General features: G+C 66.3%; 25 protein-coding genes. 11 read left to right on the top strand and 14 right to left on the bottom strand.

Annotated elements, in window-relative coordinates; translation table 11 throughout:
* Positions 1-31 precede the first annotated feature (31 nt).
* The gene (locus tag AC07NK_RS02975) at positions 32-895 is read left to right on the top strand and encodes an alpha/beta fold hydrolase (RefSeq protein ID WP_495169074.1); all 864 of its coding nucleotides are present in this window, start codon (positions 32-34) and stop codon (positions 893-895) included.
* Here AC07NK_RS02975 and AC07NK_RS02970 read toward each other — a convergent pair.
* Both AC07NK_RS02970 and AC07NK_RS02965 read right to left on the bottom strand, forming a co-directional pair.
* The gene (locus tag AC07NK_RS02970; protein WP_495169073.1) at positions 892-1,842 is read right to left on the bottom strand and encodes a hypothetical protein; all 951 of its coding nucleotides are present in this window, start codon (positions 1,840-1,842) and stop codon (positions 892-894) included. The two genes, AC07NK_RS02975 and AC07NK_RS02970, sit on opposite strands and share 4 nt — an antisense overlap.
* A 56-nt stretch (positions 1,843-1,898) precedes the next feature.
* Positions 1,899-2,792, bottom strand: coding sequence for a prephenate dehydratase (locus AC07NK_RS02965; protein WP_495169072.1), 894 nt, complete (start codon positions 2,790-2,792; stop codon positions 1,899-1,901).
* Between the two features lie 116 nt (positions 2,793-2,908).
* On the opposite strand from AC07NK_RS02965, the gene AC07NK_RS02960 reads away from it, so the two are divergent.
* Positions 2,909-3,547 (top strand): c-type cytochrome, encoded by a 639-nt coding sequence (locus tag AC07NK_RS02960; RefSeq protein WP_495169071.1) that lies wholly within the window; start codon positions 2,909-2,911, stop codon positions 3,545-3,547.
* A 112-nt stretch (positions 3,548-3,659) separates the two neighbouring features.
* Here the strand turns inward: AC07NK_RS02960 and AC07NK_RS02955 are convergent, their stop codons facing one another.
* Genes AC07NK_RS02955 through AC07NK_RS02945 form a run of 3 tightly spaced genes read right to left on the bottom strand, consistent with a single transcriptional unit; the run spans position 3,660 to position 6,231 of the window.
* Complete coding sequence (locus AC07NK_RS02955; protein WP_495169070.1) at positions 3,660-4,529, bottom strand: LOG family protein; 870 nt, start codon at positions 4,527-4,529, stop codon at positions 3,660-3,662.
* Positions 4,530-4,551: 22 nt separating this feature from the next.
* The gene (locus tag AC07NK_RS02950) at positions 4,552-5,238 is read right to left on the bottom strand and encodes an extensin-like domain-containing protein (protein ID WP_495169069.1); all 687 of its coding nucleotides are present in this window, start codon (positions 5,236-5,238) and stop codon (positions 4,552-4,554) included.
* Between the two features lie 15 nt (positions 5,239-5,253).
* The gene (locus tag AC07NK_RS02945; RefSeq protein WP_495169068.1) at positions 5,254-6,231 is read right to left on the bottom strand and encodes a sterol desaturase family protein; all 978 of its coding nucleotides are present in this window, start codon (positions 6,229-6,231) and stop codon (positions 5,254-5,256) included.
* A 180-nt stretch (positions 6,232-6,411) separates the two neighbouring features.
* Here AC07NK_RS02945 and AC07NK_RS02940 point away from each other — a divergent pair, with 180 nt between their 5' ends.
* The 3 genes from AC07NK_RS02940 to AC07NK_RS02930 all read left to right on the top strand — a co-directional run bounded on the left by AC07NK_RS02940 (position 6,412) and on the right by AC07NK_RS02930 (position 10,457).
* Positions 6,412-7,569, top strand: a complete 1,158-nt coding sequence (locus AC07NK_RS02940) for a phosphoserine transaminase (RefSeq protein ID WP_495169067.1) — start codon at positions 6,412-6,414, stop codon at positions 7,567-7,569.
* A gap of 96 nt (positions 7,570-7,665) precedes the next feature.
* Positions 7,666-9,243 (top strand): phosphoglycerate dehydrogenase, encoded by a 1,578-nt coding sequence (gene serA / locus AC07NK_RS02935; RefSeq protein WP_495169066.1) that lies wholly within the window; start codon positions 7,666-7,668, stop codon positions 9,241-9,243.
* Between the two features lie 107 nt (positions 9,244-9,350).
* Positions 9,351-10,457 carry an ATP phosphoribosyltransferase regulatory subunit gene (locus AC07NK_RS02930; RefSeq protein ID WP_495169065.1) on the top strand — a complete coding sequence of 369 codons (1,107 nt, stop codon included), beginning with the start codon at positions 9,351-9,353 and terminating at the stop codon, positions 10,455-10,457.
* Here AC07NK_RS02930 and AC07NK_RS02925 read toward each other — a convergent pair.
* Positions 10,454-10,744: a GNAT family N-acetyltransferase gene (locus AC07NK_RS02925; RefSeq protein WP_495169064.1), complete on the bottom strand. Its 291-nt coding sequence runs from the start codon at positions 10,742-10,744 to the stop codon at positions 10,454-10,456. The two genes, AC07NK_RS02930 and AC07NK_RS02925, sit on opposite strands and share 4 nt — an antisense overlap.
* 79 nt (positions 10,745-10,823) lie before the next feature.
* Here AC07NK_RS02925 and recQ point away from each other — a divergent pair, with 79 nt between their 5' ends.
* Genes recQ through AC07NK_RS02900 form a run of 5 tightly spaced genes read left to right on the top strand, consistent with a single transcriptional unit; the run spans position 10,824 to position 15,964 of the window.
* Positions 10,824-12,593: a DNA helicase RecQ gene (gene recQ, locus AC07NK_RS02920; RefSeq protein WP_495169063.1), complete on the top strand. Its 1,770-nt coding sequence runs from the start codon at positions 10,824-10,826 to the stop codon at positions 12,591-12,593.
* A 10-nt stretch (positions 12,594-12,603) separates the two neighbouring features.
* Positions 12,604-13,038, top strand: a complete 435-nt coding sequence (locus AC07NK_RS02915; RefSeq protein WP_495169062.1) for a protein tyrosine phosphatase family protein — start codon at positions 12,604-12,606, stop codon at positions 13,036-13,038.
* Positions 13,035-13,433: a hypothetical protein gene (locus tag AC07NK_RS02910; RefSeq protein WP_495169061.1), complete on the top strand. Its 399-nt coding sequence runs from the start codon at positions 13,035-13,037 to the stop codon at positions 13,431-13,433. The genes AC07NK_RS02915 and AC07NK_RS02910 overlap by 4 nt, the downstream gene beginning before the upstream one ends.
* A 57-nt stretch (positions 13,434-13,490) precedes the next feature.
* Positions 13,491-14,453, top strand: coding sequence for a sterol desaturase family protein (locus AC07NK_RS02905; RefSeq protein WP_495169060.1), 963 nt, complete (start codon positions 13,491-13,493; stop codon positions 14,451-14,453).
* Positions 14,387-15,964, top strand: a complete 1,578-nt coding sequence (locus AC07NK_RS02900; RefSeq protein ID WP_495169059.1) for a GMC family oxidoreductase — start codon at positions 14,387-14,389, stop codon at positions 15,962-15,964. The genes AC07NK_RS02905 and AC07NK_RS02900 overlap by 67 nt, the downstream gene beginning before the upstream one ends.
* Before the next feature lie 87 nt (positions 15,965-16,051).
* Here the strand turns inward: AC07NK_RS02900 and AC07NK_RS02895 are convergent, their stop codons facing one another.
* From AC07NK_RS02895 to AC07NK_RS02865, 7 genes are all read right to left on the bottom strand, one after another.
* Positions 16,052-17,389, bottom strand: a complete 1,338-nt coding sequence (locus tag AC07NK_RS02895; protein ID WP_495169058.1) for an ammonium transporter — start codon at positions 17,387-17,389, stop codon at positions 16,052-16,054.
* Between the two features lie 29 nt (positions 17,390-17,418).
* The gene (locus AC07NK_RS02890) at positions 17,419-17,757 is read right to left on the bottom strand and encodes a P-II family nitrogen regulator (RefSeq protein WP_495169057.1); all 339 of its coding nucleotides are present in this window, start codon (positions 17,755-17,757) and stop codon (positions 17,419-17,421) included.
* 144 nt (positions 17,758-17,901) lie between these two features.
* The gene (locus AC07NK_RS02885; protein WP_495169056.1) at positions 17,902-18,105 is read right to left on the bottom strand and encodes a putative signal transducing protein; all 204 of its coding nucleotides are present in this window, start codon (positions 18,103-18,105) and stop codon (positions 17,902-17,904) included.
* The gene (locus tag AC07NK_RS02880) at positions 18,105-18,929 is read right to left on the bottom strand and encodes an arylamine N-acetyltransferase family protein (protein ID WP_495169055.1); all 825 of its coding nucleotides are present in this window, start codon (positions 18,927-18,929) and stop codon (positions 18,105-18,107) included. Before AC07NK_RS02880 ends, AC07NK_RS02885 begins: the two co-directional genes overlap by 1 nt.
* On the bottom strand, positions 18,926-20,347 hold the full coding sequence (tldD, locus tag AC07NK_RS02875) for a metalloprotease TldD (protein WP_495169054.1): 1,422 nt from the start codon (positions 20,345-20,347) through the stop codon (positions 18,926-18,928). The genes AC07NK_RS02880 and tldD overlap by 4 nt, the downstream gene beginning before the upstream one ends.
* 55 nt (positions 20,348-20,402) lie before the next feature.
* On the bottom strand, positions 20,403-20,633 hold the full coding sequence (locus AC07NK_RS02870; RefSeq protein WP_495169053.1) for a zinc-finger domain-containing protein: 231 nt from the start codon (positions 20,631-20,633) through the stop codon (positions 20,403-20,405).
* A gap of 46 nt (positions 20,634-20,679) precedes the next feature.
* Positions 20,680-21,090 carry a hypothetical protein gene (locus tag AC07NK_RS02865; RefSeq protein ID WP_495169052.1) on the bottom strand — a complete coding sequence of 137 codons (411 nt, stop codon included), beginning with the start codon at positions 21,088-21,090 and terminating at the stop codon, positions 20,680-20,682.
* Here AC07NK_RS02865 and AC07NK_RS02860 point away from each other — a divergent pair.
* Positions 21,089-22,015 carry an ABC transporter ATP-binding protein gene (locus tag AC07NK_RS02860; protein ID WP_495169051.1) on the top strand — a complete coding sequence of 309 codons (927 nt, stop codon included), beginning with the start codon at positions 21,089-21,091 and terminating at the stop codon, positions 22,013-22,015. The genes AC07NK_RS02865 and AC07NK_RS02860 overlap by 2 nt on opposite strands.
* 3 nt (positions 22,016-22,018) lie before the next feature.
* On the opposite strand, the gene AC07NK_RS02855 is transcribed toward AC07NK_RS02860, so the two are convergent.
* Positions 22,019-22,927: a CE1 family esterase gene (locus AC07NK_RS02855; RefSeq protein ID WP_495169050.1), complete on the bottom strand. Its 909-nt coding sequence runs from the start codon at positions 22,925-22,927 to the stop codon at positions 22,019-22,021.
* Between the last annotated feature and the right edge of the window lie 73 nt (positions 22,928-23,000).

Raw genomic sequence — 23,000 nt, 5'->3', positions numbered from 1 at the left:
ACCAGCCCGACGTTGGCGCGTTCGAACCGCCATGCCACCGGTTCATCATCGCCGGATCGACGTGGACGGCGTCGACGTCTTCTACCGTGAGGCCGGCCCCGCCGATGCGCCGGTGCTGCTGCTCCCGCACGGCTATCCCGCATCGTCGTTCGTCTATCGCAACCTGATGCCGGCGCTCGCCGACAGCTGGCGAACCCTCGCTCCGGATTTCCCGGGTTGGGGGCACAGCGCCACGCCGGCCGATTTCGCGCATGATTTCGACAGCTATGCCGCGTTCCTCGCGGGCTTCCTCGACCGACTCGGCGTCGAGCGTGTTTCGATCTGGCTGCACGATTTCGGATCGCAGATCGGCCTGCGCTTCGCCATCGCGCGCCCGGAACGGATCATCGCGATCATCGTCCAGAACGGCGACATCTACGAAGACACGCTGGGTCCGAGCTATGACCCGCTCAAACAATATTGGGACGATCCCACGCCCGAGCGAAAGGCCGCGCTGGCCGATGCCATCACCCTCGACGGTTACCGCCACGAATTCATCGGCGGCACCGCGGGCGAGGTTGCCGAACGCATTCCGCCCGATCTGTGGACGCTGCACTGGGCGATGACCGATCCGCGGCGGCGCAGCCTCTATCGTGACGTCATCGCCGGGCTGCGCGCGAATCGGGACTGGTTCCCGCGCTATCAGGCGTATCTGCGCGAGCACCAGCCGCGCGCGCTGATCCTGTGGGGACCGCGCGACGGCTTCATGCCCGAAGCGGCGGCGCGCGCCTGGCTGCGCGATCTGCCCGACGCCGGGTTGCATCTGTTCGACGATGGCGGGCACTGGCTGCTCGAGACCCACCTCGAACGGATCGTCCCGCTGCTCCGCGCCTTCCTGACGCGAACCCTTGGCTAGCGCATCAGCGCTTCGCGGACCTGCTCGCGGCCTGCGATCCGCTGATCCTTGGCTTTGCGCTGAAGCGCCTCGATCTCGCCTGCCGCCGCCATCAGCCGCTTTGTCGTCGCTCCGAACTGCGCCCGGTCGCCGTCCCCGGAGAAGCCGAAATAGCCCGCTGCATTGTGCCAGGTCCGGCGCGCGAGCAGCTCGCATTGCGCGCGGCTGGCGCGAATGACTTCGATCCGCGTCGCCAGCATCGCATCCGCGTCCCCCGCGGCGGCGATTTGCCGCGCACCCGGCTTGGTTTCTGCAGGCAACTCCGAGCGATCGACGGCGGCGACAAGCTGCGTGATGCGCTCACGCGCACGCTTGTCCTGATCCCGCGCGACCTGTTCGAGTCCGGAGATCGCCGCGCAATCCGCAAGAATCTGCGGCGCCTGCTGGAGCAGATAGGGACTGCTCAGCACGCCCAGATTGAACTTGCCCATCGCCTCGCCATAAGCGCGATCGTCCTTCTCCGCTTCACGGATCGCGGCGAGAAGCGCGGCGGATGCAATGCCGCGATCCGCCGCGGCACCCGGCACGCTCGCTTTGCCGTCCGCGGCAATGTCCACTTCGGCAAAGGTGCGTGCGTCGATCGACGCACGGGCGACGTGGATACGGCCCGCACCCAGCCCCGCCAATGCCCCGGTCAGCGGGAGGGCAATCAATGCGCCGCCGACCACCAGCCATTGCCGTGTGCGGCTTCCGGTCAGCAGCACCAGCAGCCAAAGCGCAAGTCCGATGCCCGCACCAGCTAGCACCATGGTCCAGAAATCGAGGCGCGGCAGCAGTGTTGGTGCGAACGCTGCGGCAAGGATCAGCGCGAGACAGCTCAGCAGCGCGACCAGCAGCGGCCAGCCGAGCAGCGCGCTCCGATGCGCGCCCGCTTCGCCCTCATCCTCGAGCTCGAATTCGTCGCGCATGCGTCCCCCCTATGCCCTGCAACCGCGTAGCAGGCCGGGAAAGCGTCGGCGAGAGACTATTCGGGCCGCGCGCGCGCCTGCGGATAGGTGCCGAGCACGCGCAGCGACTTGGTGTGGAAGCGAAGCTCGTCGAGCGCGCGATCGACCGCCGGATCGCCGGGACGGCCGACGATGTCGCAATAGAATTCGGTCGCCGCGAAGCTGCCGCCGCGCTGATAGCTTTCCAGCTTGGTCATATTGACCCCGTTGGTCGCGAAGCCGCCCAGCGCCTTGTAGAGCGCGGCGGGGACATTCTTCACCTCGAAGACGAAGGTGGTCATGAACATGCCATGCTCGCGCAGCGGTGGCGCCGAGCGCGCCAGGATGACGAAGCGCGTCATGTTGTGATCGGCGTCGGCGACGTCGTTCTCGAAGATCGTCAGGCCATAGAGCGCCGCGGCACCCGGCGGGGCCAGCGCGGCGACTGCCGGATCATTCTCCTCCGCGACGACCGCCGCGGCACCGGCGGTATCGGGGTAGGAAAGCGGCGCGATCCCCTGCGCCTTGAGCCAGAGTCGGCACTGGCCGAGCGCCTGCGGGTGGCTCATCGCCTGCTGCACGCCCGAACGCTCGCCAGGCCCCATCAGCGCGTAGCGGATCGGCAGAAAATGCTCACCGATGATGACGAGGCCGGATTCGGGAAGCAGGAAGTGAATGTCCGCGACGCGACCGTGCAGCGAATTTTCGATCGGAATGATCGCGCAATCAACGTTACCTTCGCGCACCGCGTCGATCGCGTCCTCGAAGCTGAAGCAGGGCAAAGGCAGGCCGGTGGGGAAGGCCTCAAGCGCCGCCATGTGCGAGTTGGCGCCCGGCGCGCCCTGAAACGCGACAGCGCGTTTGGGCTCGGCAAGCGCGGCTTGCGTCATGCGTTCGACGATCGGGCGTGCGGGCGCAGCGAAATGTTCCATTGGCGGGCGCGATTAGCGGCCTGTGAAATGCGGAGCAAGCCCGGGTTGCGATGCGCAAAAGCCCACTCTAAAGGAACCGCCAAAGTTTACTTCAAATCTGGGGCATACGGCGCGCAATGGACAATCGCATGAACACGATCGCAGGCTGGGTCCTGTTCGGCTGTGCCTCGGCGCTGGGCCTGTCGATCGCCAGCGGCATGATCTATCAGAGCGAGAAGCCCGAAAAGGCCGGCTATCCGGTCGAGAGCGCCGAGGGCGCCGAGGGCGGAAGCGAGAAGGCCGTCGAGCCGATCGCCAACCGTCTTGCCAAGGCCGATGCCGCTAAGGGCCAGGCGTCGTTCGCCAAGTGCGCAGCGTGCCACACCATCACCAGCGGCGGCGCCAACGGCGTCGGCCCGAATCTGTGGGCGGCGATGGGCAAGGCCCATGGCCATGTCGCGGGCTTCGCCTATTCCGACGCGCTGAAGGCCGTTCCGGGCAACTGGACCTTCGAAGCGATGGATCATTGGCTGGCGTCACCGCGCAAGTATGCGGCCGGCACCAAGATGACCTTTGCGGGCCTGTCGGATCCGCAAGAGCGCGCCAACGTCATCGCGTATCTGAACGCGCAGGGTTCGAACCTGCCGCTTCCCGCGGCCGAAGCGGCTCCCGCCGCGGCTGAGGGCGAAGGCAATGCCGCTGCGCCCGCGGGCAACGCGGCTGCGCCTGCCGGCAACGCCGCCGAGCCGGCAGCGGAAGCGCCCAAGGCGCACTAAGCGCTATTTCGAGAACGGCTTCGGCCCGGCTCCCGGTCAGGACATCCTGCAGGTAGCCGGGTGGAGCGCTTGCGCCGCGGGAATGCGCCTTCGCGCATTCCCGCCGAGACGCTTAGCCCCCGTTCTTGTCCTGGTAGAATTTCTGGACGATTTCCCAGCCCTCTTCGGCGGTCTCGCAGAAGTGGAACAGGTTGAGGTCGCGTGGGGAAATCACGCCTTCCTCGCACAGCGCCTCGAAATTGACGACGCGGTTCCAGAAGTCCTTGCCGTAGAACAGCACCGGGATCGGGGCGATCTTGCCGGTCTGGATCAGCGTCAGCAGCTCGAACGATTCGTCGAAGGTGCCGAACCCGCCGGGGAACACCGCCACCGCGCGCGCATGGAGCAGGAAATGCATCTTCCTGAGCGCGAAATAGTGGAACTGGAACGACAGCGACGGTGTCACATATTCGTTCGGCGCCTGTTCGTGGGGCAGCACGATGTTGAGCCCGATCGATTCGCAGCCCTTTTCGGTGGCACCGCGATTCGCGGCTTCCATGATCGATGGACCACCGCCCGAGCAGACCACGAAGTGACGCTCGCCGTCGGTGTCGAGCGGGTAGCAGCTGGCGAGGCCGGCCAGCTCGCGCGCGACGTCGTAATATTTGGACTTTTCGATCAGCCGCTCGGCGATGCGGCGCGACTGGTCGTCGGTGGCGAGATCAAGCAGCGCCTGCGCCTTGGACGGCTCGGGGATTCGCGCCGAACCATAGATGACGAAGGTCGAGGCGATCCGCGCCTCATCGAGCAGCAGCTGCGGCTTGAGCAGCTCAAGCTGGAAGCGGAGCGAGCGCAGATCCTCGCGCAGCAGGAAATCCATGTCCTGAAAGGCGAGGCGATAGGCGGGATGCTCGGTCTGCGGGGTCGAGACGCCCGTAGCGGCAGTCTCGGCATCCTGGCGTGCGCGCGGAAAAACGCGCGAGGGGACTTTGGTGTCTGTCATCCGCGACGCTTAAATCAAATCCTCAACGGCAGAAAGGCCCCCGCCCCATGTCGAGATGGAGGTGGTCGTGATGCGCGGCGTTATAGTCGGGGCTCAGCACCGTCGCGAACCGCCGGCAGGCCGAACGATGGATCGCCTGCAGGAACTCCCGCTCGTCCTCCGCGCCGCGCCAGCCCTGCTTCACGGTGATCCGCCGCCCGTCGGCCAGCACGAACGCCGAAACATCGACGGCATTGGCGAGGCCGTGTTCGGAAACGCGCCCTGCCGAAACCGGACCGCCGCCGATGATCCCCCTGCACGAATAGCTTCCCATCGTCTCGACCCGTACCAGCTCACCACCCAGGATTTCGCGCGCAGCGGGAGCCGCGGCATTACGGAGCCACGCGATGAAGTTGCGCGCGAGCGGGCAGCGCATCCCTTTGAGGTTGGTCACCGGCAATCCGATGTCGATCAGCTGCACCGCGCCGATCACCTGACAGCCGCCGCCATAGTCGCGGTCGGGCAGCGGGCTGAACCGCACATCCGCACGCGACAGGTCAGCAAAGCATTGCTGCGTCTCGCGGCTGGTCGGCAGGTTCAGGGTCGCCGGCCCGCGTGGATCGGGGCGCACCGCCGGACGGCGTGACGGTTCCTCGCGCCCGCCGCCGAACAGACAGCCGGCGAGCAACAGGAACGACAGAACCGGAACCGCAACACGCACCACCCGCATAGGGGTGTTCTAGCATCAAGTGCCGGGCTGGAGAATCCCGCCCGGCCGCGGCTCGGGAAGAAAAGGCGCGAACAGTGCCGCGCGCACGCCATGCGGATCGGTCTCGCCGTCATCGACACCGAAGCGAAGCGGTTCGCGCTTCGCTTCGGGCATGTGGAAGGTACCGAACAACCGGTCGAACAATGCAAGGCTCGACCCGAGATTGCGGTCGAAATGCCCCGGGTCCGCCGAATGGTGAATCTGGTGGTGCGCAGGACCGAGCAGCACGCGACCCCATCGCGGGCCGAACCGGACCCATAAATGCGAATGCTGAAGATGGGTGACGAGGACTGCCGCGAGCATGATCAGCAAATTGGTCCCGCCCAGCGACCAGGGGCTGAAGCCCGCACCCAGCATTTGCTCCAGCGCCGCGCCGGTCAGCCCGAGCACCAGCGCCTGCAGGTTGAAGAAGAGGATCGTCTCGACCGGATGGACACGCCCGTTGGTGAGCAGCGACAGGCTTTCGGCCTGATGATGCACCTTGTGGAAGCGCCATAGCAGCGGAATGCGGTGCATCAGCCAGTGATCGAGCCAATAAGCGAACTCATAGGCGATGAAGAGGACCAGCGTCGCGATCGCCGCACTCGCCCAGAGCGGAAGCGTTCGCACGCCCGGCGCCCCGATCACGCCCGTTGCAAGGCCGCGAACCTGATCGGCCGAGAAGACCGCCCACCCGATCAAAAGCCCGGAAAAGAGAATTCCCAGCACGAAATAGGCGAGGTCGAGACGCCCCGACGCGCTGCGGAACAGGCGCCGCGGCAGCATCACGCGCGCAACCACCCTCAGCTGCGTTCGCCTTTTGCGCCGCATCGGGATCACCAACACCACGAACAGGACCAGCGAAGCTGCGAGCGCGCCAAGCGAATAGGTCGAGCCGGGCAACAAAAAGGTGCCGCCGAGCTGATTGATGCAGCTCGCAAGGACATATCCGAACGCGGCGAACAGCGGCTCCATCCGCGATACCTAGAGAACAGGGTTTTGCACATCGGTTAACCGGCGGCCGCGCGGGATCCGATTCGCGTCCGGATCCGGTTTTGCCCCGCTCTTCGCTTGACTTCGCCGTCGCCATCTTTAGGGCCGCCGGCGGGCCACGCGGTCCCAACGCCGCGCGTGCTCTCTGCAAGGAGAGACTAAATGACTGAGACTATTGTTACCGACGCCACAGTTGCGCCTGCCAAGCCCGCCATCAAGCCGGCTCGCCCCCATTTCTCTTCCGGCCCCTGCGCCAAGCCCCCGGGCTGGTCCGCCGAAAAGCTCAACACCGAAGTCCTTGGCCGCTCGCATCGCTCGAAGCTCGGCAAGACGCGTCTCCAGTACGCGATCGACCTGATGCGCGCGATGCTGAAGCTGCCCGACACGCATCGCATCGGCATCGTCCCCGGTTCGGATACCGGCGCGTTCGAGATGGCGATGTGGACGATGCTCGGCGCGCGCGGCGTGACCACGCTCGCCTGGGAGAGCTTCGGTGAAGGTTGGGTCACCGATGCCGTCAAGCAGCTCAAGCTCGATCCCACGGTGATCCGCGCCGACTACGGCCAGCTTCCGGACCTCAGCCAGGTCAATTTCGCCGACGACGTGCTGTTCACCTGGAACGGCACCACCAGCGGCGTGCGCGTCCCCGATGGCGACTGGATTCCTGCAGATCGCGAGGGCCTGACCTTCGCCGATTCGACCAGCGCGGTGTTCGCCTACGATCTGCCGTGGGACAAGATCGATGTCGCCACCTTCTCGTGGCAGAAGGTGCTGGGCGGCGAAGGCGGCCATGGCGTGCTGATCCTCGGCCCGCGCGCCGTCGAACGGCTCGAGACCTACACGCCGGCCTGGCCGCTGCCGAAGGTGTTCCGCCTGATGGCCAAGGGCAAGCTCGCCGAGGGCGTGTTCAAGGGCGAGACGATCAACACCCCGAGCATGCTCGCGGTCGAGGATGCGATCTTCGCGCTCGAATGGGCGAAAGATGTGGGTGGCCTCGAAGGGCTGATCGCACGCAGCGACGCCAACGCCGCCGCGCTCGACCGGATCGTCGCCGAGCGCGACTGGCTCGGCCATCTCGCTCCCGACGAAGCGACGCGCTCGAAGACGAGCGTGTGCCTGACGGTCGAGGGCGCCGACGAAGCGTTCATCAAGACCTTTGCCGGACTGCTCGAGAAAGCCGACGCCGCATACGACGTCGCCGGCTATCGTGACGCTCCTGCGGGGCTGCGTATCTGGTGCGGCGCTACGGTCGACACCGCCGATATCGAGGCGCTCGGCCCCTGGCTCGACTGGGCCTACGCCTCGGCCAAGGCCGCTTAAGCTCCGTTCGTCGTCCCGGCCCTGAGCCGGGACCCAGCTTTACTTTTCCGCCCCGGCTTCAGGCCGGGACGTCGGTCAGAACGCAAGGAAATTCCCATGCCCAAGGTACTCATCAGCGATAAAATGGACCCCAAGGCCGCGCAGATCTTCCGCGAGCGCGGTGTCGAAGTGGACGAGATCACCGGCAAGACGCCGGAAGAACTCAAGGCGATCATCGGCCAGTATGACGGCCTTGCCATCCGCAGCGCGACCAAGGCGACCCGCGAAATCCTCGACGCCGCGACCAACCTCAAGGTCATCGGCCGCGCCGGGATCGGCGTCGACAATGTCGACATCCCCGCCGCCAGCGCCAAGGGTGTGGTGGTGATGAACACCCCGTTCGGCAATTCGATCACTACCGCCGAGCACGCGATCGCGCTGATGTTCGCGCTCGCCCGCCAGCTGCCCGAGGCCGATCTGTCGACCCAGCAGGGCAAGTGGGAGAAGAACCGCTTCATGGGCGTCGAGCTGACCGGCAAGACGCTCGGCCTGATCGGCGCGGGCAATATCGGATCGATCGTCGCCGATCGTGCGCATGGTCTGCGCATGAAGGTCGTCGCCTACGACCCGTTCCTCAGCCCCGAGCGCGCGGTCGAGATGGGCGTCGAGAAGGTCGAGCTTGAGCAGCTGCTCGCACGTGCCGATTTCATCACGCTCCACACCCCGCTGACCGACCAGACGCGCAACATCCTCTCGGCCGAAAATCTCGCCAAGACCAAGAAGGGCGTGCGCATCATCAACTGCGCGCGCGGCGGGCTGGTCGACGAGGCGGCACTTAAGGCGCTGCTCGATTCGGGCCATATCGGCGGTGCTGCGCTCGACGTGTTCGTGACCGAGCCGGCGCAGGAGCACCCGCTGTTCAACACGCCCAACTTCGTCGCGACGCCGCACCTTGGCGCGTCGACCAGTGAGGCGCAGGTCAATGTCGCGATTCAGGTCGCCGAACAGATGGCCGATTATCTCGTCAATGGCGGCGTCACCAACGCACTCAACATGCCTAGCCTGTCGGCCGAGGAAGCGCCGCGGGTGAAGCCTTATATGGAGCTCGCCGAAAAGCTCGGCAGCCTCGTCGGCCAGCTCGCGCACGGCAACCTGGCGCGCGTGTCGATCCATAGCGAGGGCGCCGCGGCCGAAGTGAACCAGAAGCCGATCGTCAGCGCGGTGCTGGCAGGCTTTCTGCGCGTCCATTCGGACACGGTGAACATGGTCAACGCGCCGTTCCTCGCCAAGGAGCGCGGGATCGAAGTGCGTGAGATCAAGACCGAGAAGGAAGGCGATTACCACACGCTGATCCGCGTTTCGGTCAAGACCGATTCGGGTGAGCGCTCGGTCGCAGGCACGCTGTTCAGCAACCGCACCCCGCGTCTGGTCGAACTGTTCGGCATCAAGGTCGAAGCCGATCTCGCCGGCCATATGCTCTATGTCGTCAACGAGGACGCCCCCGGCTTCATCGGCCGGATCGGCACCACGCTGGGCGATGCCGGCGTCAACATCGGCACCTTCCACCTCGGCCGTCGCGATGCCGGCGGCGAGGCGGTGCTGCTGCTGTCGATCGACGACGCGGTGACCCCCGAGCTGATCGCTCAGGTCCGTGCGCTCCCGGGCGTGAAGACCGCGATGGCGCTGAAGTTCTGATCCAACACCGTTCGCGTTGAGCCTGTCGAAACGCTGTTCTGCCTTCATGCGTTGAAAGAAGAACAGGGCTTCGACAGGCTCAGCCCGAACGGGTAAGGCAGCCGGCGATGAGCGGAACCACCACCACCGGCCTTCTGCCCGAGGGCTTTCACGATCGCCTGCCCCCACACGCCGATACGGCGGCGGCGATGGAGCGGCGCGTGCTCGATGTCGCGCGGCTCTATGGCTATGAGCGCGTCGATCCACCGCTCGCTGAGTTCGAGGAATCGCTCGGTGCGCGCCTCAAGGCCGCAAGCGCCAAGGATGCGGTGCGCTTCACCGATCCCGCCTCACGCCGCACGCTGGCGATCCGCCCCGACATCACCGCCCAAATCGGCCGCATCGCCGCGACGCGCATGGCGCACCATCCGCGTCCCGTCCGCCTTTCTTACGCCGGCACCGTGCTCAAGCTGCGCGCGAGCGAACTTCGCCCCGAACGTGCGATGCGCCAAATCGGCTGCGAGTTGATCGGTCGCGACAGCGTGGCGGCGGCGCGTGAGATTGTGAGCGTCGCGGTCGAGGCACTCGAAGCCGCCGGCGTCACCGGCCTCGCGCTCGACTTCACCCTGCCCGATCTGGTCGAGCAGCTCGCACCGGACATGGCGCCCGAGCAGCTCGCGGCACTGCGCGACCGGCTCGACGCCAAGGACGCCGCAGGCGTCGCGGCGATCGACCCGGCTTTCCTGCCGCTGATCGAGGCAGCCGGGCCATTCGACGCCGCGGTCGCACGGTTGCGGGCACACGACAAGGACGGCGTGCTCACCTCGCGGCTCGACGGCCTTGCCGCGGTGGCCGACGCAGTCGCCGGCAAGGTCGCGCTCACGCTCGATCCGACCGAACGCCATGGCTTCGAGTATCAGAGCTGGATCGGCTTCTCGCTTTTCGCGCGCGGGGTGCGCGGCGAGATCGGGCGTGGCGGAAGCTATTCGGTGATCGGCGCACTGGGCGACGAACCTGCGGTCGGCGTGTCGCTGTTCGTCGATCCGATCCTCGACGCGGGACTCACGAACGGCACGCGGCGGCGGCTGTTCCTGCCCGTCGGCACCGATCCGGCGACGGCCGCGAAGCTGCGTTCCGAGGGTTGGGTCAGCGTTGCCGCGCTCGACACCAATGACAGCGCGGCGGCGCAGCTCTGCACGCACACGCTGTCCGACGGAGCGCCCGTCGCGATCTAGTCCAGCGGCTTCGCCAGCAGATCCGCCCATTCGGGATGCTTGCGGATATAGGCAGCGACGAACGGGCATTGCGCGATCAGCTTGATGCCGCGGTTGCGCACATCGGTGAGCGCGAACAGGATCAGCCGGCTGGCGATCCCGCGCCCTTCGAGCGCGGGTGGTACGACCGTGTGGGTGAAGGTGATGACGTCACCGTCCAGCTTATAGGCGGCGAAGGCGGTGTGCCCGTCGACCGACAGCTCATAGCGGTTGCGGTCATGATTGTCTGTGACGCTCTCGGTATCCACGCGAACCTCCTCGTGATCTTGCGCCGAAAACCTACACGATTGCGCGCATTTCCGGGAAGCACCCGTTATACGCCCTGCGATGAATCCCCGCGACGTCCTTCGGTCCACCTTCGGCTTTCCTGATTTCCGCGGCGTCCAGCATGACGTCGTCGACCGCGTGCTTGACGGAAAGCGCACGCTCGCGGTGATGCCGACCGGCGCGGGCAAGTCGCTCACCTATCAGTTGCCTGCTGTGATGCTGGACGGCACCTGCCTCGTCGTGTCGCCGCTGATCGCGCTGATGCACGACCAGCTGCGCGCAGCCGAGGCGGTGGGCATCCGCGCGGCAACGCTGACCAGCGCCGACGACAATCGCGACGAGACGATCAGCCGCTTCCGGGCGGGCGATCTCGATCTGCTCTATGTCGCGCCCGAGCGCGCATCGGGCGAGGGGTTCCGCAACCTCCTGCGCAGCGCGAAGCTGTCGATGTTCGCGATCGACGAAGCGCATTGCGTCAGCGAGTGGGGCCATGACTTCAGACCCGATTATCGCCTGCTCCGCCCGCTGCTCGACGCGTTCCCGGACTTGCCGCGGCTTGCGCTCACCGCCACCGCCGACGCGCATACGCGGGCCGATATCCTCGAGCAGCTCGGAATTCCGTCTGATGGACTGATCATCGCGGGGTTCGACCGGCCCAATATCCGCTACGCGATCACCAGCACCGCGTCGAAGGGTTCGGCAATCGCGTCGCTGGTCAAGCGCACCCCCGGTGCGGGAATCGTCTACGCCACCTCGCGCGACCGGACCGAAAAGCTTGCCGCAGCGCTCGCCAATACCGGCCGGCCGACGCGCTTCTATCACGCCGGGATGCCGCCCGATCAGCGCCGCCGCGCACAAGCCGAGTTCGTCCGCTCCGAGGACATGGTGATGGTTGCGACCATCGCGTTCGGCATGGGGATCGACAAACCCGATGTCCGCTTCGTCGCGCATGCCGGCCTGCCCAAGTCGATCGAAGGCTATTATCAGGAGAGCGGCCGAGCCGGTCGCGACGGCGATCCGGCGATCGCGCATTTGTTCTGGGCGCCGGGCGATTTCACCCGGGCACGCGAATGGTTGAAGGAGCTGCCCGACAACCGGCAGGGGGCGGAGCGCGCGCGGCTCGATGCGCTGGCAGGGCTGGTCGAGACCGCCGGATGCCGCCGGGCGATCCTGCTGCGCTATTTCGGCGAGAGTCCGGACGAGCGCTGCGGCAATTGCGACAATTGCCTCAATGCGCCGGGCGTGCGCGACGCGACCGAGACTGCGCGCAAACTGCTCAGCGCAGTCTATCGCACCGGCCAGCGCTTCGGCGTCGGGCATCTGGAGAAGGTGTTGAGCGGCGCGACCGACGAGCGGATCGAGAAATGGGGGCATGACCGGCTCACCGTGTTCGGCATTGCCGACGCCGAGGACATGGCACTGGTCAAGCCGGTCGCGCGCGCGCTGCAGGCACGCGGGGTGCTGGTCACCAACGAACATGGCGGGCTCGCGCTGGCGGGCGACGCCCGCGCCATCCTGCGCGGCGAAACGAAGGTCGAGGTCGTGCTCGCCGCCGAGCCCGAACGCGGCCGCAAGCGCCGCGGTGAAGCCGCCGCTTCGCTGGCGTCCGAGGATGCGCCCTTGTTCGAGGCATTGCGTGCCAGGCGCCGCGAGCTCGCCGAAGCTGCAAGCGTGCCGCCCTATGTGATCTTCCACGATTCGGTGCTGCGCGAGATGGCGGTGCGCCGACCGCGGGATCGCGCAACCCTCGCCACATTCTCAGGCATCGGCGAGCGCAAACTCGATGCCTATGGTGACGCCTTCCTTCAAGTGATACGCGACAGGTTCTGAGGAGATTGTCATGGCCAGTATCCGCCGCATCAACGACCAGATCTCGGTCGCCCCGCAGATCGATCCCGCCGATGTCGTCGAGGCCGCGCGCGCGGGCTTCACCACCATCGTCAACAATCGTCCCGATGAGGAAGAGGCGGGCCAGCCCGAGGGCGACGCGATCCGGACCGTCGCCGAGACGCTGGGCCTTGCCTATCACGCCATCCCGATCACTCATGCCGGATTTTCTGCTCCGCAGGTCGAGGCGATGCGTACCGCGCTGGCCGATTCCGAAGGCCCCGTGCTCGCCTTTTGCCGTTCGGGCACGCGTTCGACCAACTTGTGGGCGCTGGCCGAAGCGAGCCGCGGCGAGGATCCCGCAACGCTGGTCGAGGCCGCAGCTGGCGCAGGCTATAATATCGACGGTATCCGCCCGATGCTCGACCAGCTTTCCGGCAAGGCATGAACGGGTGGCTCACCGCCGCGTCACTTGCGGCGGTGCTCGCGCTGGCGGGAGTCGCGTGGCTGCTCAGGCTCGGCGGGACGCAGCGGCTTGAGACCGGCGCGGACGCGATCCGGCTGGCCGAGGCGCTGAGCAGCGGATTCGAGGGCAAGGCCGGCGTGGTTTCGGCGAATGGCGAGCTGGCAGCAGCAACGGGCGGGCCAGGTGACCTCGTCCTGCTTCAGCCGATGGGTGCGCGCCACCGGGCGGACCGGTTCACGGGCGCGCGAATCGCGATGCTGGGCGAGGCCGTGGACGGTACCGCGATCACGCTCCAGCTTTCGCCGGGCGAGATGTTCCGCATCACCGTCTCCGACGCGGCAGCTGCTCGCGCCTTCGCGCGCGTGCTGGGCGACTGATCGCCCCATTGCACTTCACCGCCCGTCGCGCTTATTTACAGATGTGTAAGGAGAGCGATGCCCGACCTGCCCGATCCCATCGATCTGGCCATTCCTGCCTTCGTCGCGCTGGTGCTGGCGGAGATGCTGGTCGCGCGTCTCAAGGATCGCAGCCGCTATTGCCCGCGCGACACGCTGACGTCGCTCATGCTGGGCTTTGGCAGTACGATTGCGAGTGTGCTGGCGGGTGGAGCGGTGTTCGCGCTCGCGACCTGGGTAAGCCAGTACCGGCTCTTCGACATCGGCTATGTCTGGTACTGGTTCGCGCTCGCCTTCGTGCTCGACGATCTGGCCTATTATGTTTTCCATCGCTCGGCACATCGCGTGCGGTGGTTCTGGGCGAGCCATGTCATCCATCATTCGAGCCAGCATTATAATCTCACGACCGCGCTGCGGCAGACCTGGACCGGCTTCTTCAGCCTCGGCTTTCTCTTCCGCCTGCCGCTGTTCCTGATCGGCTTTCCGCCTGCGATGGTCTTCTTCTGCGCGGGCCTCAATCTCGTCTATCAGTTCTGGATCCATACCGAGGTGGTCCGCCGGATGCCGCGCTGGTTCGAGGCGGTGATGAACACGCCGTCGCACCACCGCGTCCATCACGCGACCAACGCGCGCTATCTCGACAAGAACTATGCCGGCGTGTTCATCGTCTGGGACCGGATGTTCGGGACCTTCGAGCCCGAGCGCGACGATGATCGGCCGCGTTACGGCATCGTCCACAACCTGCCCGACTTCAGCATCCTGCGCGCAGCGTTCCACGAATGGTGGGGGATCGCGAAGGACGTATGGGCAGCGCCGGGATTGAAGGCACGTCTTGGCTATATGTTCGGGCCGCCGGGCTGGAGCCACGATGGCCGCCGCGATACATCCGAGACCATCAAGGCGCGCTGGCTGGCGCGGGAAAACCGGGGGGAGCAGTGGAAGAAGCCGACATCGTCGTCATCGGCGCCGGATCCGGAGGCAGCGCCGCCGCGGGCCGCCTGAGCGAGGACGGCAAGTACAGCGTCGCCGTGCTCGAGGCCGGCGGGCGCAACACCAGCTTCCGCACGCTGATGCCCGGTGCGATCGCGATGCAGACCCCCGCGACCAACTGGGCGTATGAAACGGTACCGCAGCCGGGCCTCAACGGCCGCCGCGGCTATCAACCACGCGGCAAGGGGCTGGGCGGATCGAGCGCGATCAACGCGATGCTCTATGTCCGCGGCAATCCGTGGGATTATGACAATTGGGAAGCGCTGGGCGCTACCGGCTGGAGCTGGGCCGACGTGCTTCCTGTGTTCAAGCGCAGCGAGACCAACCAGCACGGCGCCAACCCATGGCATGGCGACGACGGTCCGCTTCAGGTGAGCGACCAGAGCTTCGTCCATCCCGGAAGTCAGGCCTTTGTCGAGGCCGCCGCTGCGCTTCAGATCCCGCGCAACCCCGACTTCAACGGCGTCCGGCAGGAAGGCGCCGGCATCTATCAGGTCACGCAGAAGGGCGGCGAGCGCTGGACCGCCGCCCGCGGATATCTGACGCCACGCCCCAACCTCGAAATCCTTTGCGATACGATCGTCGAACGCGTGCTGTTCGAGGATGGCCGCATCTGGGGCGTCGCATACTCACGCGGCGGGCAGTCGAAGATGATCCGCGCGCGCCGGGCAGTGGTGATGGGCGGCGGGGTATTCGGGACAGCGCAACTGCTGATGCTGTCGGGGATTGGCCCCGGCGCGCATCTGCAGGAACAGGGCCTCCCGGTGCGGGTCGACCGCGCGGAAGTGGGCGGCAACCTGCAGGACCATCTCGATTACGTCGCAGCATTCGAGACGAAGGGCAGCCTGTTCCTTGGCCGGTCGCTGATCGGTTCGCTCAAGGGGCTCGGCGCGATGGCGCGCTGGTTCCGCACCCGCAGCGGGCCCATGACGTCACCCTTTGCCGAGGCCGGGGCGTTTCTGCGCACCGATCCGGGCCTGCCTGCACCCGATATCCAGCTCCATTTCCTGGTCGCGATCGTCGAGGACCACGGGAGAGCGAAGGTCAAGGCGCATGGCTATAGCTGCCATGCCTGCGTGTTGCGGCCCGAAAGCCGCGGGACCGTGCGGCTCGCCTCACCCGATCCGCGCGCCGCACCGCTGATCGATCCCGGTTTCCTGACCGACCGGCGCGACGTCGATCTGCTCATCAAGGGCGTGCGGACGATGTACCGGATCCTCGACGCGCAGCCGCTGGCGGCGTTCGGTGGGCGCGACCGCTATCCGATCGACCGCAACGACGACGACGCGCTCGAACGTCTGATCCGGGCGCGTGCCGACACCATTTACCACCCGGTCGGCACCGCGCGGATGGGGTCGGACGACGCGGCAGTCTGCGACCCGAAACTGCGCGTGCGTGGTGTGGAGGGACTCTATGTCGCTGACGCCTCGGTCATGCCGCGGCTGATCGGTGGCAACACCAATGCGCCGAGCATCATGATCGGCGAGCGTTGCGCCGACTTCGTCAAGGCGGACCTGCGCTAAAAAAGGGGCCGGTGGTCTCGCCACCGGCCCAGTCGTCCGCAGGAGGAACGACGTGAGGCGCCGCGCTGAAGCGCAGCCCCGATCTGATCAATAATTATAGGCGCGTTCGCCATGCTCGCCGAGGTCAAGCCCCTCGCGCTCCACGTCTTCAGTGACGCGGAGGCCGGTCACGACCTTGGCGATGGTGAAGGCGACTGCAGAGCCAGCGCCCGCCCAGACGACGGCGACGAGCACCGACTTGATCTGGATCCACAGCTGCGCGCCCAGCGCATAATCGGCCGCACCCGGACCGCCGAGCGCGGGCAACATGGTAACGGCAGTGCCGATCGAGCCGATGATGCCGCCGAGCGCGTGGATTCCGAATGCATCGAGCGATTCATCGATCTTGAGCTTCGGCTTGATCGAGACGACGAAGTAAGCGCAGACGACCGCCGCGATCGCACCCAGCAGGATCGCACCGAACGGCCCCGAATTGCCCGCTGCCGGCGTCACGGCGACGAGACCGGCGATCGCACCCGAACAGGCGCCGAGCAGCGAAGCCTTGTGACCGAGCAGACGCTCGGTCAGCATCCAGAACAGCACGCCCGCCGCAGTCGCGGTGAAGGTGTTGATCAGCGCAAGACCCGCCGAACCATTGGCCTCAAGTGCCGAGCCGGCGTTGAAGCCAAACCAGCCCACCCACAGCAGGCCGGTGCCGACCAATGTCATGGTCAGCGAGTGCGGGGCCATGATCTCCTTCTTATAGCCCAGCCGCGGGCCAAGGATGATCGCGCCGACCAGCGCCGAGACACCGGCGTTGATATGCACCACGGTGCCGCCGGCGAAATCGAGCGCCCCCCAGCCGAAGATCAGTCCGGTCGCCGCTTCGCTGCCGCCCAGATACCAGACCATATGCGCGATCGGGTAGTAGACGATCGTCAGCCACACGAGCGCGAAGACCATCAGCGCGCTGAACTTCATCCGCTCGACCAGCCCGCCGATGACCAGCGCGACGGTGATCGCGGAGAAGGTCATCTGGAAGGCAATGAACACGAATTCGGGGATCACCACGCCGTCGGTGAAGGTCGCGACGGTCGAGGCCGCCGTAACGCCAGCGAGGAAGAATTTGCCCGAGGAGATGAACTGGTTGGCGTCACCACCGAAAGCGAACGCATAGCCATAGATGACCCACAGCAGCATCGCGAGCGCCGCGACCGCCAGCACCTGAGTCAGCACCGACGCCATGTTCTTGGTGCGGACCAGGCCGCCATAGAATAATGCGAGACCCGGGACGATCATCGCCATGACCAGCACGGTAGAGATCATCATCCAGGCAGTGTCGCCCTTATTGGGAACGGGCGCGGCGACAGCCGCCGCATCCTGCGCCCAGGCGGGCATCGCCGCGAGCAGCGCACCCGCGCCGGCAATCTTCAAAGCGTTCTTCATCGATACCCCCTTCATCGGAGCTCCTGACATCACAGGGCGGTCTGATCGGTTTCGCCGGTGCGGATGCGCACCGCCTGACCGACGTCGAGCACGAAGATCTTGCCGTCGCCGATCGCGCCGGTGTTGGCCGCGGCCTGCACCGCCTCGACCACGCGGCCGGCGAGATCGCTCGCGCAGACCACCTCGATCTTGATCTTGGGCACCATGTTGGTGCTGTATTCCGCGCCGCGGTAAATTTCGGTCTGGCCCTTCTGGCGGCCGAACCCCTTCACCTCGGTCACGGTCATGCCGGCGATGCCCAGTTCCGTGAGCGCTTCGCGGACGTCATCCAGCTTGAACGGCTTGATGATGGCGATGACGAGTTTCATTCCGCCCCCTTTCGCAATTGACCGCAAAGGCCATCAGCAAAGGGCGTGCCAGAGTCGGAATCGTGAGGATTCCGGTGGAGTCCGCGCAGGCGCGCCGGGACCCGGAGGTAAAAAATTGTGCAGCAGCTCACTGCTGCCTAATATTTAGGCTTCAGATAGTGCTGCCTGCGCAATAAGCAGATCATCCTCATCGACCATCACCCGAACGGGAATCAGCATGGCAATGCTGCCCTCGACGATGCTCGAACCCGCATCGAAGGCAATGGCGGGGATGCCATGCGCCTCAAGCAGACCGACGACGATATGCGCCTCGGGCGGCGGGTAACGGCCAAGTTCGACCAGCGCCATCAGTCCGCCACGAAGCCGCGCCGGAGCTTATCCAGCAGTGCCGCCCGATCGGGTATGCGGATACCGAATTCGTCCTCGATGATCGCGGCGAGCTCTTCTGGGTCGCGCGACGCGCGCCGCGTGCTCGCCCCACCCAGTGGATGAGTCGCGAACTCAGCGCCACGCAGGGTGATGCGCCGTCCCGGCAATGCGCGCGCAAGGGTCAGGCCGTGGCGAAAATGCGAAGCCGGATGCGTCGAGGTGTACCAGTTGGCCACCACGTAATCGACGTCCTGCTGAGGCATGAGGTCGAAGCGATAAGTAGCGCGCCACTCCTCGCCGATGCGGATTTGTGCGCGCCATTCCTCGCCAGCGCGGATCAAGCGGAAGGGTTCGTGCGGGGTCGGTTGCGCGATATCGGAGATAAGATCGAGCACGCCGGTCGGCACCGCGCTGCCGAACCCGCAATCGATCAGTACCGGTCCTTCGGGCAGATCGACGCGCAGCACCATGTGCGTGCGTGCGGTGACCGTTTCGGGGTCCATGTTCCACACGACACGGCCCGACAGCGGGGTGACGGCGAAGCCGATTCCCTCAAGCACGAGCCGCAGCAATCCGTTCTGCTCGAAGCAATAGCCGCCGCGCTGCCCATGGATCAGCTTTGCGGCCAGCGCCTCGGGCGCAAGATCGACGGGGCGATCGAGATAGGGGTCGAGATTCTCGAACGGGATCGCCGCGGGGTGATGCGCAGCGATCGCGTTGAGCGTCGCGCGGTCCGCCGCCACCGGCCCGGACCAGCCGATTCGCGCGAAATAAGCGTCGATATCGGCCGGGCGCAGCGTCACGCCGCCGTGCCGCCCACCGTCAGTCCTTCGACCAGCAAGGTCGGCTGGCCGACGCCCGCGGGCACGCTCTGCCCGCCCTTGCCGCACATGCCGATCCCCTCGTCCAGCGCGAAGTCGTTACCGATCCCGGTCACTTTGGTGAGGCAGGTGGGTCCGTCGCCGATCAGCGTCGCACCCTTGATCGGGGCGCCAAGCCTGCCATCCTCAATCCGGTACGCCTCAGTGCAGGAAAAGACGAACTTGCCCGAGACGATATCCACCTGCCCGCCGCCGAATGACTTGGCGAAGATGCCCTTCTTCACCCGGCTGAGCAGCTCGGCGGGATCATCGTTGCCGCCCTTCATGAAGGTATTGGTCATACGCGGCATCGGCGCATGCTGGAAGCTTTCGCGGCGACCATTGCCGGTCGGCTCGACCCCCATCAGCCGGGCGTTCATGCGGTCCTGCATATAGCCCTTGAGGATACCGTCCTCGATCAGCACGGTCTCGCGAGTCGGCGTGCCCTCGTCGTCGATCGAGAGCGAGCCGCGGCGGTCGTGGATCGATCCGTCATCGACCACGGTGACGCCCGGCGCCGCAACCCGCTCGCCGATCCGTCCGGAGAAGGCCGATGTGCCCTTGCGATTGAAGTCGCCCTCAAGCCCATGGCCGACCGCCTCGTGCAACAGCACACCGGGCCAGCCCGGGCCGAGCAGCACGGTCATCTCGCCCGCAGGCGCATCGACCGCATCAAGGTTCACCAATGCCTGCGCCAGCGCCTCATCGATCGCGCGGTTCCAGGTTTCCGGCTGGAACAGCCGATCGTAGAGCGCGCGGCCGCCGGTACCGAAGCTCCCCGTCTCACGCCGCCCGTTCGCCTCGACCACGATGGCAACGTTGAGCCGCACCAGCGGGCGGACATCCGTGGCGATGAAACCGTCGGGACGGACGATCTCGACCACGCTCCACGATCCAAGCAGGCTCGCCGAGACCTGAACCACGCGCGGATCGCGCGCGCGGGCGGCGGCGTCGATCATCTGGCAGAGGTTCACCTTGTCCGCGAAGGGCACGAGGTCGAGCGGGTCGGCATCGGTATATAGGTGCCGGTTGGTGCGCGCGGGCGCCGCAGCCTTTGGCCCGGTCGCCGGATCGATCAGCGCCATCGTCTCGCCTGCACGGCGGATCGCGGCTTCGCTGATCTCGTTGGCGTGCGCGAAGGCGGTGGTCTCGCCGCTCACCGCGCGCAGGCCGAAGCCCGAATCGGTGTTGTACGACGCGGTCTTGAGTCGCCCGTCGTCGAAGCCGAACGCCTCGGACTTGCGATATTGGAGATAGAGTTCGCCATCCTCGGCACGGCCGAGGATCGAGGCGGTCAGGCGCTGGGCGGCGTCGGCATCGAAGCCGTCGCGATAGAGGAAACCACGGGGATCACTGTACATCCCCGGTATATAGGCGGCTTAGACGCTGGCGCCAGCAGGAGCGCTTCTGTTGCGCTTACCGGCTGGCGCCGGACGCGATATCGGGAAGTTCCGACTGGTCCGCGCCATCGGCGGGGCCGCCCGCGAGCACGAAGCGGCGGTCACAATAGCCACAATCGACATAGCCATGCTCGTCGATCTCAAGAAACACGCGCGGATGGCCGAGCGCGGCGGCGATGCCGGCCTGCGCGCCGTCGCATGCGACGCGGCGATGGGTGACGCGGGTGACTTCAGGCGGGGCGATCATGCGAGAGCGGTTAGCAAAGTCAGGAGCGTGCGACAATCGCCCACGATTACATCCCGCGGGTCGCCTGCTCGAACTGGATCCCGCATTGAATCGCGGCTGCGGCGATACTGTCGGGTCCCTCCGCTTTTGTCTGTTCCACCAGCGCCTTAAGCGCGGGTCCAATCGCCGCGTTACCGCTGCGCCCCGCAATCTTGCCAAGGTAGAACATGATCGCCGCGTTCATCCCCGGCTTGTCCTTCGCCTCCGCATGATCCTCGACCAGGGTCATCGCGCCGACACATTTTGCATCCGCAAGGTCGGCGGCAGATGGTGCGGCTTGTGGCGAAAGCATCAGCGCGAAGGCAAGCGTGGCGGACATGGCTGTTTCTCCCCTTGAGCCAAGCGTGAGCCGCAGAGCGCGCGAAGACAACTTGTTTCGCTTGCCAAGCCGCGACCACAGTTCCAGATCAGCCCGCATGAGCGACGCGGCGATCGAGATCGACGGCCTTTCCAAGGTCTATCAGGGCGGCAAGCAGGCGCTGGACAATGTCAGCTTCACGGTGCCGCGCGGGCAGATCTTCGGGCTGCTGGGACCGAACGGCGCGGGCAAGTCGACGCTGATCAACATTCTGGCCGGGCTGGTGAACAAGACCAGCGGAAGCGCTTCCATCTGGGGCTTCGACATCGACAAGCATCCGCGCAACGCCAAGCGCGCGATCGGGATCGTCAATCAGGAGATCCTGTTCGATCCCTTCTTCACTCCGGTCGAGACGCTCGAGCTTCAGGCGGGGCTCTATGGCGTTCCCAAGGCCGAGCGGCGATCGATGGAGCTGCTGCGCGCGGTGCGTCTGGAGGATAAGGCCAACGCCTATTCGCGCACCTTGTCAGGCGGGATGAAACGGCGGCTGATGGTCGCCAAGGCGATGGTCCATTCGCCGCCGGTGCTGGTGCTCGACGAACCGACCGCGGGGGTCGACATCGAGCTGCGCCAGCAGCTTTGGGCCTATGTCCGCCAGCTCAACGACCGTGGCGTCACGGTGGTGCTGACCACGCATTATCTGGAGGAAGCCGAAGAGCTTTGCGACCGGATCGCGATCATCAACCACGGCAGGCTGATCGCCAACGAGCCGACGCGCGAGCTGGTCGGCAAGACGCAGGAAAAGGCGGTCGAGGTGACCGTGGACCGCGACATCGCCGCGGTGCCCGAGAGCCGATGCTTCCAGAAGATCGAGGCAAAGGGCGAGCGCACGCTGGTCATCACCTATGCCAAGGATCAGGCGAATGCCGGCGAGGTATTGGGTGCGGTGCAGGCCGCCGGATTCGGCATCGTTGACGTCAGCACCCGCGAGGCCGATCTGGAAGACGTCTTCCTCAGCCTGACACGGGCCGCGAACGCCGGATAAGCCCTAACGCCGGTAGCGTGACAGGAACCGCCACATCGCTTCGTTGTCGGCGGTCCAGACATGGCCAGCGCCGCGGGTGATATGGCCCGCGACCTCGGCCTGCGCCCGGCAGGCGGTGTAGAGCTGTTCGTACCGGTCTGCAGCCAGGTCGCGGCGCAGCGGACCAGCGCGGCATCCGCCGAGTTCCGCCCAGCGCGCGAGCGCCGCATCCATCGTATATTGCCAATAGCCCGCGCCACCGCCTTGCATGGGATTGGTGCCGTCCTTGTCGCCCGCGAACGCGATCACCGGAACCGGATTGGCGGGACGGCAGGTCGCGGGATCGGGACGCCTCGGGTCGCTCGCGAGCGGGTTGCCCGCGCGAAGCCCCACCACCGGCGCGATCGCTGCAAGCTTGTCCGAAGCGACACAGCCCAGCCATGACGTCATCCGCCCGCCGCCCGAAAGACCAGTTGAATAGACGCGGGCTGGGTCGGCGCAACCCTGCGCGGCGAGCCAGTCGATCGCGGCGCGGAGGAAGGCGACATCGTCGGCGTCGCCGGGCTGCGGCACCTTGCCGGTGACGGTCGGCACCCCCGGAATATTCCACACAAAGCCGCGGTCGAGCGGGATGCCGCCATCAGGCGCGGCGAGCAGGAAGCCGTGGCGGTCACTGGTCGCTTCAAGGCCCGATTGCCGCAGGATCGCCGCCCCGTCGCCGCCGCTGCCGTGGAGCACGAACACCAAAGGTACCCGCGCGCCCGGCCGATAGCCCGCCGGAGCATGAAGCAACATCGTCCGCCCGGTCTGCCCCACGGTCACCCGGTGCGTCGTACCTGCCGCACCCGGCGTACACGTCGGCGCGGCGCTGGCAGCGGGGGTGAGCAAGGCAAGTCCAAGCAACAAGGCGGGAAGGGTCAGCAGGTTGCGCATGGCGAGCTTCTAACCCGAAGACAAAAGCTTGGCGACGGCGGCGTTTGATTTCTCGCGCGGTTGACGCATAGCA

The organism is Sphingomonas sp. GW821-FHT09B04 (genome assembly GCF_059418285.1).
The sequence above is the reverse complement of the archived record's forward strand: the minus strand, read 5'-3'. Positions and strand labels throughout refer to the sequence as shown.

Bases quoted from the DNA above. Each gene is read 5' to 3' on its own strand.
- AC07NK_RS02960 (WP_495169071.1), top strand. From the start codon at position 2,909: ATGGACAATCGCATGAACACGATCGCAGGCTGGGTCCTGTTCGGCTGT.
- recQ (WP_495169063.1), top strand. From the start codon at position 10,824: ATGAATCCCCGCGACGTCCTTCGGTCCACCTTCGGCTTTCCTGATTTC.
- AC07NK_RS02860 (WP_495169051.1), top strand. From the start codon at position 21,089: ATGAGCGACGCGGCGATCGAGATCGACGGCCTTTCCAAGGTCTATCAG.
- AC07NK_RS02870 (WP_495169053.1), bottom strand. From the start codon at position 20,633: ATGATCGCCCCGCCTGAAGTCACCCGCGTCACCCATCGCCGCGTCGCA.
- AC07NK_RS02905 (WP_495169060.1), top strand. From the start codon at position 13,491: ATGCCCGACCTGCCCGATCCCATCGATCTGGCCATTCCTGCCTTCGTC.
- AC07NK_RS02885 (WP_495169056.1), bottom strand. From the start codon at position 18,105: ATGGCGCTGGTCGAACTTGGCCGTTACCCGCCGCCCGAGGCGCATATC.
- AC07NK_RS02950 (WP_495169069.1), bottom strand. From the start codon at position 5,238: ATGCGGGTGGTGCGTGTTGCGGTTCCGGTTCTGTCGTTCCTGTTGCTC.
- AC07NK_RS02890 (WP_495169057.1), bottom strand. From the start codon at position 17,757: ATGAAACTCGTCATCGCCATCATCAAGCCGTTCAAGCTGGATGACGTC.
- serA (WP_495169066.1), top strand. From the start codon at position 7,666: ATGCCCAAGGTACTCATCAGCGATAAAATGGACCCCAAGGCCGCGCAG.
- AC07NK_RS02940 (WP_495169067.1), top strand. From the start codon at position 6,412: ATGACTGAGACTATTGTTACCGACGCCACAGTTGCGCCTGCCAAGCCC.
- AC07NK_RS02965 (WP_495169072.1), bottom strand. From the start codon at position 2,792: ATGGAACATTTCGCTGCGCCCGCACGCCCGATCGTCGAACGCATGACG.
- AC07NK_RS02855 (WP_495169050.1), bottom strand. From the start codon at position 22,927: ATGCGCAACCTGCTGACCCTTCCCGCCTTGTTGCTTGGACTTGCCTTG.
- AC07NK_RS02955 (WP_495169070.1), bottom strand. From the start codon at position 4,529: ATGACAGACACCAAAGTCCCCTCGCGCGTTTTTCCGCGCGCACGCCAG.
- AC07NK_RS02930 (WP_495169065.1), top strand. From the start codon at position 9,351: ATGAGCGGAACCACCACCACCGGCCTTCTGCCCGAGGGCTTTCACGAT.
- tldD (WP_495169054.1), bottom strand. From the start codon at position 20,347: ATGTACAGTGATCCCCGTGGTTTCCTCTATCGCGACGGCTTCGATGCC.
- AC07NK_RS02975 (WP_495169074.1), top strand. From the start codon at position 32: ATGCCACCGGTTCATCATCGCCGGATCGACGTGGACGGCGTCGACGTC.
- AC07NK_RS02865 (WP_495169052.1), bottom strand. From the start codon at position 21,090: ATGCGGGCTGATCTGGAACTGTGGTCGCGGCTTGGCAAGCGAAACAAG.
- AC07NK_RS02895 (WP_495169058.1), bottom strand. From the start codon at position 17,389: ATGAAGAACGCTTTGAAGATTGCCGGCGCGGGTGCGCTGCTCGCGGCG.
- AC07NK_RS02970 (WP_495169073.1), bottom strand. From the start codon at position 1,842: ATGCGCGACGAATTCGAGCTCGAGGATGAGGGCGAAGCGGGCGCGCAT.
- AC07NK_RS02910 (WP_495169061.1), top strand. From the start codon at position 13,035: ATGAACGGGTGGCTCACCGCCGCGTCACTTGCGGCGGTGCTCGCGCTG.
- AC07NK_RS02915 (WP_495169062.1), top strand. From the start codon at position 12,604: ATGGCCAGTATCCGCCGCATCAACGACCAGATCTCGGTCGCCCCGCAG.
- AC07NK_RS02945 (WP_495169068.1), bottom strand. From the start codon at position 6,231: ATGGAGCCGCTGTTCGCCGCGTTCGGATATGTCCTTGCGAGCTGCATC.